This is a genomic window from Streptomyces sp. SID10853 (genome assembly GCF_010548145.1).
In the GTDB taxonomy this organism is placed as follows: domain Bacteria; phylum Actinomycetota; class Actinomycetes; order Streptomycetales; family Streptomycetaceae; genus Streptomyces.
In genome coordinates, this window is sequence record NZ_JAAGLN010000208.1 from 1 (window position 1) to 12,588 (window position 12,588).

12 protein-coding genes and 1 tRNA gene are annotated in these 12,588 nt (G+C 69.0%); 10 read left to right on the forward strand and 3 right to left on the reverse strand.

Annotated elements, in window-relative coordinates:
• The 3 genes from G3I19_RS28435 to G3I19_RS28445 all read left to right on the forward strand — a co-directional run.
• Positions 1 to 937 (forward strand): AIM24 family protein (locus tag G3I19_RS28435; protein WP_164266586.1); only part of this gene is annotated, 937 nt, incomplete at its 5' end.
• Positions 938 to 948: 11 nt separating this feature from the next.
• Positions 949 to 1,629, forward strand: a complete 681-nt coding sequence (locus tag G3I19_RS28440) for an AIM24 family protein (protein ID WP_164266587.1) — start codon at positions 949 to 951, stop codon at positions 1,627 to 1,629.
• Between the two features lie 16 nt (positions 1,630 to 1,645).
• Positions 1,646 to 2,401: an AIM24 family protein gene (locus tag G3I19_RS28445; protein ID WP_164266588.1), complete on the forward strand. Its 756-nt coding sequence runs from the start codon at positions 1,646 to 1,648 to the stop codon at positions 2,399 to 2,401.
• A gap of 149 nt (positions 2,402 to 2,550) precedes the next feature.
• Here G3I19_RS28445 and G3I19_RS28450 read toward each other — a convergent pair whose 3' ends face one another.
• Together G3I19_RS28450 and G3I19_RS28455 are read right to left on the reverse strand one after the other, a co-directional pair.
• Positions 2,551 to 3,084: an NUDIX hydrolase gene (locus G3I19_RS28450; RefSeq protein ID WP_164266589.1), complete on the reverse strand. Its 534-nt coding sequence runs from the start codon at positions 3,082 to 3,084 to the stop codon at positions 2,551 to 2,553.
• On the reverse strand, positions 3,081 to 4,580 hold the full coding sequence (locus G3I19_RS28455; RefSeq protein WP_343235238.1) for a zinc-dependent metalloprotease: 1,500 nt from the start codon (positions 4,578 to 4,580) through the stop codon (positions 3,081 to 3,083). Before G3I19_RS28455 ends, G3I19_RS28450 begins: the two co-directional genes overlap by 4 nt.
• A 241-nt stretch (positions 4,581 to 4,821) precedes the next feature.
• On the opposite strand from G3I19_RS28455, the gene G3I19_RS28460 reads away from it, so the two are divergent.
• The 4 genes from G3I19_RS28460 (at position 4,822) to G3I19_RS28470 (ending at position 8,127) form a co-directional block, all read left to right on the forward strand.
• On the forward strand, positions 4,822 to 5,934 hold the full coding sequence (locus G3I19_RS28460) for an SDR family oxidoreductase (RefSeq protein ID WP_164266590.1): 1,113 nt from the start codon (positions 4,822 to 4,824) through the stop codon (positions 5,932 to 5,934).
• A gap of 224 nt (positions 5,935 to 6,158) precedes the next feature.
• The gene (locus G3I19_RS28465) at positions 6,159 to 6,617 is read left to right on the forward strand and encodes a molybdenum cofactor biosynthesis protein MoaE (RefSeq protein ID WP_164266591.1); all 459 of its coding nucleotides are present in this window, start codon (positions 6,159 to 6,161) and stop codon (positions 6,615 to 6,617) included.
• Positions 6,618 to 6,782: 165 nt separating this feature from the next.
• On the forward strand, positions 6,783 to 6,953 hold the full coding sequence (locus G3I19_RS38365; protein WP_203600464.1) for a hypothetical protein: 171 nt from the start codon (positions 6,783 to 6,785) through the stop codon (positions 6,951 to 6,953).
• Positions 6,954 to 7,032: 79 nt separating this feature from the next.
• Positions 7,033 to 8,127, forward strand: coding sequence for a PDZ domain-containing protein (locus G3I19_RS28470; RefSeq protein ID WP_164266592.1), 1,095 nt, complete (start codon positions 7,033 to 7,035; stop codon positions 8,125 to 8,127).
• A 76-nt stretch (positions 8,128 to 8,203) separates the two neighbouring features.
• Here G3I19_RS28470 and G3I19_RS28475 read toward each other — a convergent pair whose 3' ends face one another.
• A complete protein-coding gene (locus G3I19_RS28475) occupies positions 8,204 to 8,764 on the reverse strand; it encodes a PPA1309 family protein (RefSeq protein ID WP_164266593.1) in 561 nt (186 codons plus the stop codon).
• Positions 8,765 to 8,900: 136 nt separating this feature from the next.
• Here G3I19_RS28475 and G3I19_RS28480 point away from each other — a divergent pair, with 136 nt between their 5' ends.
• The 3 genes from G3I19_RS28480 to G3I19_RS28490 form a co-directional block, all read left to right on the forward strand.
• The gene (locus G3I19_RS28480) at positions 8,901 to 11,777 is read left to right on the forward strand and encodes a UPF0182 family protein (protein ID WP_164266595.1); all 2,877 of its coding nucleotides are present in this window, start codon (positions 8,901 to 8,903) and stop codon (positions 11,775 to 11,777) included.
• A gap of 107 nt (positions 11,778 to 11,884) precedes the next feature.
• Positions 11,885 to 11,958, forward strand: a tRNA-Met gene (locus tag G3I19_RS28485).
• A gap of 250 nt (positions 11,959 to 12,208) precedes the next feature.
• Positions 12,209 to 12,588 (forward strand): tetratricopeptide repeat protein (locus tag G3I19_RS28490; RefSeq protein ID WP_164266594.1); only part of this gene is annotated, 380 nt, incomplete at its 3' end.

Genomic DNA, 12,588 nt, shown 5'->3' on the forward strand with positions numbered 1-12,588 from the left:
CGCGCCGATGCATGTGCAGGGCGTGGCCACCCCGCCACCGGCTCCCGCTCCGTACGCACAGCCGCCCCAGCCTCCGCAGCAGCAACAACAGCCCCCGCAGTTCGGCCAGTTCCCCGGACAGGCTCAGCCGCCGGGCGCACCGGCCCCGTACGGCGGCCGGCCAGGGCAGCCGGGCCAGCCGGGTTCCTACGGCCAGCAGCCGCCTTCCGGCGGGCCCGCTCCGTACGGCGGGCCGCCGCAGGCCGCTTCCTACGGGCATCAGCCGACCGTCGCGGGTCCCGGCCTTCAGGCCGCCTTCCAGAAGTACCGCGAAACGGACACGGGGCAGCGCTGGACCCCGCAGAACAAGTACCTGATGCGGGCCGACCTGACCGTCAGTGACACCCCTGTCCTCGCCCGCCAGGGCAGCATGGTGATGTACCAGGGCAAGGTCGACTTCAGCTACAAGGGGGCCGGTTTCGCGGGGCGGATCGTGGGCCATGCGACCGGCCAGGAGATGCAGCTGATGCGCTGCACCGGCCGTGGACAGGTCTTCTTCGCCGAGAACAGTGCCCATCTGCACCCCATCGAGCTCCAGGGCGACGCCATCTGTGTCTCGTCGGAGAGTGTGCTCGCCTTCGACGAGACCCTGCAGTACGAGGTCCGCAGGATCGAGGGCCACGGCATTCCCGGCGGAGCGCTGTTCACCATGCAGTTCCAGGGCACCGGCACCGTGATCGTCAAGACGCACGGGGCGCCGGTCGTCCTGCCGGTCACCCCGACCACCTTCGCCGACTGCAACGCGGTCGTCGCCTGGTCGTCAGCCTCGCAAGTGATCGTCGCCAGCCAGGTCAGGCTGCGGCAGAACGCCTACGCGGGCGACAGCGGCGAGAGCGTGAACCTCCAGTTCCGGGGCGCCCCCGGGAACTTCATCATCGTCCAGCCGTACGAGGTCTGAGGGAGCCCGTCATGAACCAGCAGCTCGCGGGCTTCGCCCCGACCCCCGTCACGGCCCGCATGGAGAACCACGGCAGCAAGATGCTGAAGGTCGCCATGCAGACAGGACAGGATCTGCTCGCACGTACCGGATCGATGGTCGCTTACGAGGGCTTCGTGCAGTACGAGCCGAATCCGCCCGCCGTCCGCCAGATCGCCCGTGACTGGATCACCGGTGAGGGCGCTCCGCTCATGAAGTGCTCGGGCGACGGCCTGCTCTACCTCGCCGACTACGGCGCGGACGTCGTCGTCATCAACCTCGACAACGACGCGCTGTCGGTCAACGGCAGCAATCTGCTCGCCTTCGACGCGAGCCTCACCTGGGGGGTGGAGCGGGTCAAGGGCATGGCGAAGTTCGCGGGCCAGGGCCTGTGGAACATCCAGGTGTCCGGCAGCGGCTGGGTCGCCATCACCTCGCGCGGTACACCGATCGTCGTCGACTGCGGCAGCGGCGAGGACGAGACTTATGTCGACCCGGACGCCCTGGTCGCCTGGTCGCCGAACCTCAAGGTCAAGGGCAAGCGCAGCTTCAAGGCCGGTTCGCTGATCGGCCGGGGCAGCGGGGAGGCGTACCAGATGGCCTTCTCCGGGCAGGGCATCGTCGTCGTACAGCCGAGCGAGGACAGCACCGACCGTCTGCGGATCCGGAGCTGAGGGGAGCCAGAACACCATGCAGAGCCCGCTTTTCACCTATACGGAACAGCAGACCCAGGACCGGTACACGGTGCAGAACCCGCAGTTGCTGCGGGTCGCGCTGACCGGGCACGACGACGTACTGGCCCGCAAGGGCGCCATGGTCGCGTACCAGGGGCTGATCGAATTCGACGGCGAGTACCAGTCCGACCAGCAGCGGCGTGCGCGGGCGCACACGGGCGAGGGACTGGATCTGATGCGCTGCCACGGGCAGGGCACGGTCTACTTCGCCAACCTGGCGCAGCACGTGCATCTGGTCGACGTCGACCAGGACGGGCTGACCGTGGACAGTGCCTATGTCCTGGCGATGGACTCGACCCTGAACCACACGGTCGTCGCGGTCGACAGCCAGTACGGCATCTCGGGGTCGGGGAAGTACCAGCTCCACATCACCGGCCGGGGCAAGGTCGCGCTGATGACCTCGGGGCAGCCGCTGATGATGCAGGTCACGCCGGACAGGTACATCAACGCGGACGCGGACGCCGTCGTGGCCTGGTCGTCCGGTCTGCGGGTGCAGATGCAGGCGCAGACCCACTCGTCGGGGGTACGGCGGCGGCGCGGCAGCACCGGTGAGGGCTGGGAGCTGAGCTTCCTGGGGCAGGGCTTCGCCCTCGTCCAGCCCAGCGAGGTGATGCCGCCGCAGCACGCGAACATCGGGGACGGCGTGCTGGCGCAGTTCGGCATGGGGCAGCAGGGCGCGCACGGTCAGAACCAGGGAAACGTCTGGAACTGAACACCGGCGGGTGGGGTGCGGGGCCTCCTGCCTCCGTGGAGGTCCGTGCCTCCGTGAGGTCTGTGCCCCCATGAGGTCCGTGTCCTTCATGGAGGCGTAGGCCCCGCACTCATGTCTCGTTCACCCTGCCCGCTGGTCGCCGCCGCGGATCAGAGGGCCGTGCGGGCGGCCTCCACCAGCCGCTGGACCGAGAGGTCGGCGACGGCCGCCACCTCGTCGTAGCCGAACCAGCGCAGGTCAAGCGATTCGTCGCTGATCAGCTCCACCGCTCCCGGCGGGACGAGGGCCGCGTACTGCACATCGAAATGCTGGGTGCAGGGCGCCGGAATCGAGTGCCGGTCCAGCCGCAGCGGGCCGCCGGGCAGCAGTGTCAGCCCCTCGATACCGGACTCCTCGGTCGCCTCGCGCAGCGCGGCTCCCGCCACCGTCGTATCGCCCGGTTCGCAGTGCCCGCCCATCTGGAGCCACATCCGCAGCTTCTTGTGCAGGGTGAGCAGCACCTGCCCCCGCTCCGGGGCCAGCACCAGAGCGCTCGCGGTGAGATGCCCGGCCCCGCAGGACTTCCACATCCCGTCCGGGTGGGCCGACAGATGGTCCAGATAGCTCCGACGCAGCTCGTCCTGGCCTTCGTGCCCCTTCAGTACGCGGCCGGCGTCGTCCTGGAGGGTGCCCTGCTGTGTCACTGGCCGGGGTCGTCCTTCTTCTCGTCGGTCTCGTCGGTCTCGGTCCGGTCGGTCTCGGTCCGGTCGGACTCGTCCGTGTCGTCCGGTCCGGTGTCGGTGCCGCCGTCCTTGGTCAGATCGGTCTTGCCGGGGCCGCTCTTCTGGCCGCCCGCGGCCTCACCGAGCATCTTGTCCAGCTCGGAGAAGTCCAGGTGCTCGTGGTGGACGAAACCGTCCGGGTCGTCCAGGTCGGAAGCCGTCGGCAGCATGTCCGGGTGCTCCCACAGGCCGTCGCGGCCGTCGACACCCCGGGCGTCCGTGAGCGAGGCCCACAGGCGCGAGGCGTCCCGCAGCCGGCGCGGACGCAGCTCAAGGCCGATCAGCGTGGCGAACGTCTGCTCGGCGGGACCACCGGAGGCCCGGCGCCTGCGCAGTGTCTCGCGCAGGGCGTCCGCCGAGGTCAGGCGGGTCTTCGCCGCCTCGTGCACCACGGCGTCCACCCAGCCCTCGACCAGCGCGAGCGCGGTCTCCAGCCGGGCCAGCGCCGCCTTCTGCTCCGGGGTGTCCTCCGGCTGGAACATGCCCTGCTGAAGGGCTTCCTGCAGCTGCTCGGGGTGCGAGGGGTCGAGCTGGCCGACGACGTCCTCCAGCTTCGACGTGTCGACCTTGATGCCGCGGGCGTACCCCTCGACCGCGCCGAACAGATGCGAGCGCAGCCACGGCACATGCGCGAAGAGCCGCTGGTGGGCGGCCTCGCGCAGCGCCAGGTAGAGCCGCACCTCGTTCTTGTCGATGCCCAGGTCCTTGCCGAAGACCTCGATGTTCAGCGGGAGCAGCGCGGCCTTGCCCGCCGGGCCGAGCGGCAGACCGATGTCGCTGGAGCCGACCACCTCGCCCGCCAGGACGCCGACGGCCTGTCCGATCTGCTGGCCGAACATGGCGCCGCCCATGGACCGCATCATGCCGAGCAGCGGGCCCGCCATGGCCTGCATCTCCTCGGGCAGCACCCCGCCCATGGCCGCCCCGACACGCTCCGCGACCGGGTCGACGAGCTCCTTCCACACCGGCAGGGTCGCCTCGACCCACTCGGCGCGGCTCCAGGCGACGGCCGTACCCGCCCCGGAGGGCAGTGAGGTCGCGCCGTCCAGCCACAGGTCGGCCAGGCGTACGGCCTCCTCGACCGCCGAACGCTCGGCCGGGCCCACACTGGTGTCCTTGGTGCCGTCGGACGTGCCCTGTGCGACCGTCTGCCGTGCGATGTCCTTGGCCATGTCCCAGTTGACCGGGCCGCCCTCGTAGCTCAGCATCTGGCCGAGCTGCTGGAAGGCCGCGCCCAGGTCGTTCGGGTTCATCGAACCGAACATCGCCGCGAACGGATTGTCACCGCCGCTGCCGGGGCCGAACCCGAGCGGATTCTGCGGGGAGCTTCCGCCACCCTGGCTGCCCTTGCTCTTGCCCTCGTCGCCGTCCTCCGGCTCCTCCGGCGGAAGGCCGAATCCGAATGGAGTGTCACTCACGGGTTTCCTCGGCTCGTAGGGCCGTCGGCCGACTGGCCGACAGCGATTGCCCGACAACACCACCCAGGGTAGGGGGTGACCGCCCGGTCAGGCCGGGTCCGACCGGGCGGCTCTCCACAGACACCGGTGCCCGATGAGGGCTCAGTGCTTGGCTGACGCATGGGCTGCGGCAGGATGGACGCCACCTGGTCCGTACGTGTCAGTTCGCGTACGTACTGAAGACAACCGCTGGAGACGCCCGGTGAGTTCCCCAGATCCGCAGGTTCGCGCAGCGCGAAACCTTTCAACCAAGTCCTCCCGAGGGCCCGTCGTCGCGGTCACCGGAGCCGCCTCGGGTACGGGTGCGCTGCTGACCCGGCGGCTGGCCGAGTCCGACGAGGTCAAGCAGGTCGTGGCCATGGACGAGCGGCGCGGCGACGTGGCCGACGCCCAGTGGCACATCCTTGACGTGCGTGACCCGGCGATCGCCGAGAAGCTGCGCGGCGCGGACGTCGTGGTGCATCTCGCGCTCGATCTCGATCTGGAGACCGACGCGGCAGCCCGTTCCGCCTACAACGTCCGTGGTACCCAGACCGTCCTGACCGCCGCGGCGGCGGCCGGTGTCCACCGTGTCGTGCTCTGCACATCGGCGATGGTCTACGGGGCGCTGGCGGACAACGACATCCCGCTCTCCGAGGACGCGGAGCTGCGGGCGACCGCCGAGGCCACGGGTGTCGGCGACCTCCTGGAGATCGAGCGCCTGGGCCGTCGCGCGCCGCGTGCGCACCCCGGTCTGAACGTCACCGTGGTCAGGCCGGCGATTCTGGTGGGCGGTACGGACACCGCGCTGACCCGCTATTTCGAGTCCCCCCGGCTGCTCGTGGTCGCCGGCACCCGCCCCACCTGGCAGTTCTGCCATGTGGACGACCTGGTCAGCGCACTGGAGTACGCCGCGCTCGAAAAGGTCGACGGCGAGTTCGCGGTCGGCTGCGACGGCTGGCTGGAGCAGGACGAGGTCGAGGAGCTCAGCGGTATCCGCCGGATGGAACTGCCGTCGGCCGTCGCCCTGGGCGCTGCTGCCCGGCTGCACCGGATCGGCCTCACCCCGTCACCAGCCGGTGACCTGGCGTACACCATGCACCCCTGGGTGGTGAGCGTCGGCAGGCTGCACGACGCGGGCTGGCGTCCCCAATGGACCAACGAGGACGTCCTCGCGGAACTTCTGGAAGAGGTCGCGGGCCGGCACACCGTCGCGGGCCGCAGGCTCGGCCGCAAGGACGCCACGGCCGCGGGGGCGGCGGGTGCGACGGTCGCACTGCTCGGTACGGCGGCGCTCGTGCGGCGGGCACGGCGGGCGCGGCGCGGCCGTATCTGACGGTATCCGGCGGCACCCTGCGGGATTCCGACGGGATCTGACCGTATCGGGGCGGCATCCTGCGGGTCCGACGGCGCCGTTCCCGCGGTGGTCCCCGCGCTGGTTCCCGTTCGCGGGCCAGTGGAGCGGGCCCGCTCTGTAGTAGGACGCTCCAAGGGGCACCGGCAGGTACCGGTCGAAAGGGCCATTCCACGCTGTCGGCCCCGTACGGCACCATGGACGGTATGGCACTCACCGACGACCACCCCGGCGAACACGCGGCTCAGGACCCCATCCGGCTGCTGGAGATCCGCGAGACCCCGCTCAGCATCGACGAGGTGTTCAAGGTCGTGGGGGACGAGGCGGCCGGCGGCACGGCGCTTTTCGTCGGTACGGTGCGCAACCACGACGGCGGCACCGATGTCGACGCCCTCGGCTACTCCTGCCACCCCTCCGCCGAGGACGAGATGCGCCGGGTCGCCGAGCGGGTGATCGAGAAGTTCCCGGTGCGGGCGCTGGCCGCCGTGCACCGGGTGGGCGATCTCGCCGTGGGGGATCTCGCCGTGGTGGCCGCCATCTCGTGCGCGCACCGCAACGAGGCGTTCGAAGCGTGCCGGATGCTCATCGACGATCTGAAGCGTGACGTGCCGATCTGGAAGCACCAGACGTTCTCGAACGGCACGGAGGAGTGGGTCGGCATCTGAGGCCGCCCCCGGCCGTTCCGGGCCGCGTCACCTCGACCGGGGTGGCGTCGCTAGGCCATGTGCTCGATTTGCGTAACCGCCCCCCTGCCGCGAGCGTTGGAGCAGCAGAAGACTAATCTGCTGATCAGCCGGTTCGCGGCTGTTCACGGGGGTCCGGAGGTCGGTATGGGTGCACTCGCCTGGCTGCTGATTCCGCTTATCGCCGCGGTCGGAGCCGCCCTGTGGGGCAGGTGGGCCACGCGGCGGCGCACGTCCGGTGACGGCGCCGAACTCGCCGGCTACGCCCGGTTCAGGGAAGCCATGGAGAAGGCCGGCACCGGCACGGACGTCCTCTGACTCCGGGTGCCAGGCCCGGTCATGACCTGAGCTCCGGCCCCGAGCGGTGCGCCACAGACTGGTCCCGTACTGTCGTTCCATGCCACGCCGCACTCTGACGCTGCTCACGTCCACTCTCGTGCTGATCGCGCTGCTGTGCGGCGGAGTCTTCCTGTCCGTCCCGTACGCCGAGATGAGCCCGGGGCCGACCGTGAACACGCTCGGCAAGGCGGGCGGCCAGCCCGTTCTGCAGATCTCCGGGCACAAGACGTATCCCACGAGCGGTCACCTCAACATGGTGACGGTCAGGGTCACGCGGTCCGACTACAGCATGAACCTGGTCGAAGCGGTGTACGGCTGGCTCGCACACGACAGTGTGGTCGTTCCGCACAACACCCTGTACCCGGACGGCACGACCGAGCAGCAGTCGACCCAGCAGAACGCCGAGGAGTTCAGCGAGTCCCAGGAGAACGCCAAGGTCGCGGCCCTGGACGAGCTGGGCATCCCGGTGAAGGCGCGGACCGTGGTCGCCACGGTGCTCAAGGACAGCCCCGCGCAGGGGAAGCTGCACGCGGGCGATGTGATCAAGGCGGTCGACGGCCAGGCCGTCAAGGAGCCCGGTGACGTGGCGAAGCTGGTCACGAAGCACAAGCCGGGCCAGTCGGTCGTCTTCACGGTCGTGCCCGCCGCGACCGCGGCGGCCGCGGAGAAGAAGAGGACCGAGCCGAAGGGCACGAAGGACGTGTCGATCGTCACCGCGAAGGCGCCCGCTCCTGACCCGGGCCGTGCCATCGTCGGCATCACGGCCGGTCCCGACTACACGTTCCCGTTCCACATCGACATCAAGCTCGCCGACGTGGGCGGTCCCAGCGCCGGGCTGATGTTCTCGCTCGGCCTCGTCGACAAGCTGACGCCGGGCGATCTGACCGGCGGGAAGTTCGTCGCGGGCACCGGCACGATCGACGACAAGGGCGTGGTCGGGCCGATCGGCGGCATCGAGATGAAGCTCGTCGCCGCACGCGACGCCGGCGCCCAGTACTTCCTGACGCCCAGCGACAACTGCGCGGCGGCGGCCGCCGACACCCCGTCGGGCCTCCACCTGGTGAAGGTGAAGACGATGAAGGACGCGAAGCAGTCGCTGGACAAGATCCGCACCGGGAAGACGGCCGGACTGCCCAGCTGCTCCGCCAAGTAGCCACGTGACCGGCCGGGTCCGTGGCTGCCAGGCGGAACAGCAGGGCGCGGCCGGCGCCGGTCCCTGCCGGGTAGTCCTACGCCTCGAACGTCACCGACAGCGCGTCGGCGAGGCCGGGGACCAGCTCCGAGCCGGTGAGCACCTCGTTCGGTGAGTCCTTCGCGCGCAGCCGCAGCGCCGACTCACGGGTGCCGTCCCGCAGTACCGCCACGGTCATCCGCACCTCCTGCCGGTCCGGGTGCTCGGCCACCCAGGCCGTCAGCTGCGCCTCGTCCATGCCGTCCGGCACGGACGCCTCGGCCGACGGCGGCAGCATCAGACGCTCCACCGTCATCGCGCAGCCGGCCACGGCGTCGGGCCAGGCGATGGTGGCGAGGAACTCGTCGAGCGGGGTGGTGTCCGGGATCTCGTCCTGCTCGACGGGGGTCAGCGACGCGGCGGGCTCGCCGTCGTCGAGGCCGAGCTGGGCGGCGAGTCCCGGTTCCTGGGTGCGGAGCTTCGCGGTGTCCACGAGTGCGAAGAGCCGGGCGGGCTGGTCCCAGCCGAGGCCGGACGCGTACTCGTCGATCTCGAGCACCGCCACGGTGAGCGGACTGGCGGCCATCGGAGGGCCTGAGGGCGAAGAAAGGTTGGGCATGGGCAATATCCTGCCCTCTTCCACCCCGGGAACGGGAACTGGGTAAAGCCTCAGTAAGTTGCATGAGTGGGCCCTACGATCGCGGGGCCTGCTCCACACGACCGCAGACTTCGAGGTGCGCACGTTGGCTTTCCAGATGCCGGACCGCGGCGGAGGCCCGACCGGGCCACGGATCAGAGCGGCACGGCCGTCCCGCCGCGCCCGGACCCTGCTGATGACACTGGGTGTACTGGTCGTCCTGGCCATGGCGTTCATCATGTTCGCCGGGTTCTGGACCGACTGGCTCTGGTACCGCTCCGTCCACTACTCATCGGTCTTCACCACCACCCTGTGGACGAAGATCGGCCTCTTCCTCGTCTTCGGCGTGCTGATGGGGGCCGCCGTCGGCCTGAACATCTGGCTGGCGCACCGGCTCCGGCCGCCGCTGAGCGCGATGTCGCTGGAGCAGCAGAATCTCGACCGCTACCGGATGGGCATCGCCCCGTACAAGAAGTGGCTGCTGCTCGGGATCACGGCGGTCGTCGGGCTGATCGCGGGCGCCTCCGCCACCGGCCAGTGGCGCACCTGGCTGATGTTCGTCAACGGCGTGCCGTTCGGTCAGAAGGACCCGCAGTTCAAGCTGGATGTGTCCTTCTACACCTTCGATCTGCCCTGGTACCGCTTCCTGCTGGGCTTCGGCTTCGCCGCCGCTGTGCTCTCGCTGATCGCCGCCGCCCTGGTGCACTACCTCTACGGCGGGCTGCGCGTCACGAGCCCCGGCGCGCGCGCCACATCGGCCGCGACCGGCCATCTGTCGGTGCTGCTCGGTATCTTCGTGGCGTTCAAGGCCGTGGCGTACTGGCTCGACCGGTACGGACTCGCGGTCAAGTCCAGCGACTTCAAGGCCACGGGCAACTGGACGGGCCTGCGGTATGTGGACGCCAACGCCTATCTCCCGGCCAAAACGATCCTGTTCTGCATCGCGGTCATCTGCGCCCTGCTGTTCTTCGCGACGCTCTGGCGCCGCACCTGGCAGCTGCCGGTGATCGGCTTCGGGCTGATGGTGCTCTCCGCGATCCTGATCGGCGGGCTCTACCCGGCGATCGTGCAGAAGTTCACGGTCGAGCCGAACGAGCAGGCCAAGGAAGCGCCGTACATCCAGAAGAACATCAACGCCACGCGCCAGGCGTACAACATCGCCGATACCGATGTGGACGACTACTCGGGCAAGAGCAACACCAAGGACACGACCAAGCAGCGTGACGACGCGAACTCGGCGGCCAGCTACCGGCTGATCGACCCGAACGTCGTCTCGCCGACCTTCCAGCAGCAGGAACAGAAGCGGAAGTACTACGGCTTCCCCGCGACGCTGGACGTGGACCGCTACAAGGGCCAGGACACCGTGATCGGCCTGCGCGAGCTGAACATCGCGGGCATCCCCAAGCACAACTGGATCAACGACCACTTCACCTACACCCACGGCTACGGCGCCATCGCGGCCAAGGGCACGGCCACGGACAGCAACGGCGCCCCGGTCTTCACCGAGTCGGGCCTGCCGGCCAAGGGCAGTCTTCCCACGTACAAGCAGGAGATCTACTACGGCGAGAAGACCACCCAGTACTCGATCGTCGGGGGCCCGCAGAAGGAGCTCGACTACGAGAACAACGGTGAGAAGACCACCACGTACAAGGGCAAGAGCGGGGTGGACATCTCCAGCCCGCTGAACCGCGCCGCGTACGCGGTGGCGTTCAACGAGCCGCAGATCCTCTACTCGGGAGCGATCGGCAAGGGTTCGAAGATCCTCTACAACCGCACGCCGAAGCAGCGCGTCGAGGCGGTCGCCCCCTGGCTGACCATCGACGGCGACTCCTATCCGGCGGTGGTGAACGGACGTATCCAGTGGGTGGTCGACGCCTACACCACGACCAACGGCTATCCGTACGCCTCGCGTACGACGCTCGGTGACAGCACGGCCGACTCGCTGACCGACAACCAGCGGGCGGTGGTCGCCCAGCAGAACCGGGTCAACTACATCCGCAACTCGGTGAAGGCGACGGTCGACGCCTACACCGGCCAGGTGAAGCTGTACCAGTGGGACACCAAGGACCCGGTCCTCAAGACCTGGATGAAGGCGTTCCCCAATACGGTCAAGCCGAAGGCGGACATCCCGGCACAGCTGCAGGAGCATCTGCGCTATCCGCAGGACATGTTCAAGGTGCAGCGTGAGCTGCTGGCGCGCTACCACGTCACCAACCCGAAGCAGTTCTACAGCGGCAGTGACGCCTGGCAGGTGCCCAACGACCCGACCACCAGGGACAACAGAGCGGTACCGCCCTACTATCTGTCGCTGAAGATGCCGGATCAGAAGAGCGACAAGCAGCAGTTCTCGCTCACCACCACGTTCACGCCCAGCGGGCGCCCCAACCTGGGCGGCTTCATGGCGGTGAACGCGGACGCGGCGAGCCCCGACTACGGCACGATCAGACTCCTCAGAGTCACATCCGAAGTGCCGGGCCCCGAACAGGTGCAGAACAAGCTCAACGGTTCGTCGAGCGTGGGCACCTTCGTCCGGGACATGAAGGGTGCCGACTCGGACATCGAGTACGGGAACCTGCTCACGGTGCCACTGGACGGCGGGTTCCTCTACGTCGAGCCGGTGTACGCCCAGGGCCGCAACGCGCACTATCCGCTGCTGAAGAAGGTGGCCGTGTCGTTCGCGGACGCCGATTCGCCGGACGGAGACACGACCGCGTTCGAGAACACCCTGGGCGAGGCGCTGAACAAGGTCTTCGGGGTGGACGGTCAGGAGACCAACCCGCCGTCGACCGGGAACACCACGAGACCGCCGGCCAACGGCACGGTGAAGAAGGCCATCGCCGAAGCCCAGAAGGCGTACGACGAGGGCCAGGCCGCGCTGGCGGAGAAGCCGCAGGACTGGACCGCCTACGGCAAGGCCCAGAAGGACCTGCAGGACGCCCTCCAGCGGGCGGCCGACGCGGGAGCCAAGGCCAAGCCGAGCGGCAAGACCGGCTGACGACCGGTGGCCGGGTACGGGCCTGGTCGGGGCAAAAGCCCTGATCAGGCCCGATCCAGGGCCGGTAAAGCGGTCCTCGGTACCGTGGTACGGTTGCAACACAACGGCGCGGGGTGGAGCAGCTCGGTAGCTCGCTGGGCTCATAACCCAGAGGTCGCAGGTTCAAATCCTGTCCCCGCTACTGAAGTCGAAGGCCCGGATTTCGAAAGAGATCCGGGCCTTCTTCATGTGTGGGTGTGTGGCGATATGTCCCGGTCCGAAACGTCTGCCCGGCTGCCCGTCCGTGCGACTCCTGTGAAGAAGGCGCCGCCTACGGGAAGTTGGGACTGGTTCATGTTTCACTTACCGCGCTACGGGAAGTCGACAAAACGCTGTAGTGACCTAGTCGACTGCGATATACCAGGTGTGCGCGAGTTGCACGTAGTGGGACGATGGTGCTTATGGGGGACAGGGCAACTCTGTTGGAGACAGGGCGGTTTGTGCAGAAGCACGCCGATGACGGACACGACGCCGTCGACGCTGAGGAAACGGCCGACGCCGAGGCCCGGCACCGCAGCGGTGCCGAGAGCGGCGAAGCCGCGTCGATGAGTGTGCTCGGCGCACTGCTGCTGCGCCGCGGGGATCTCGACGGCGCCGAGCGCTGGCTGCGCGCCGCCACCGGCGAGGGGGACCGGGCGGCGGCCAACAATCTGGGCGTACTGCTGCACCAGCGTGGTTACGCGGACGAGGCGGCCGGCTGGTGGCGTATCGCCGCCGTCGCGGGTTCCGCCGCCGCGGCCCACGCGCTGGGCCGGCACTACCGGGAGCGCGG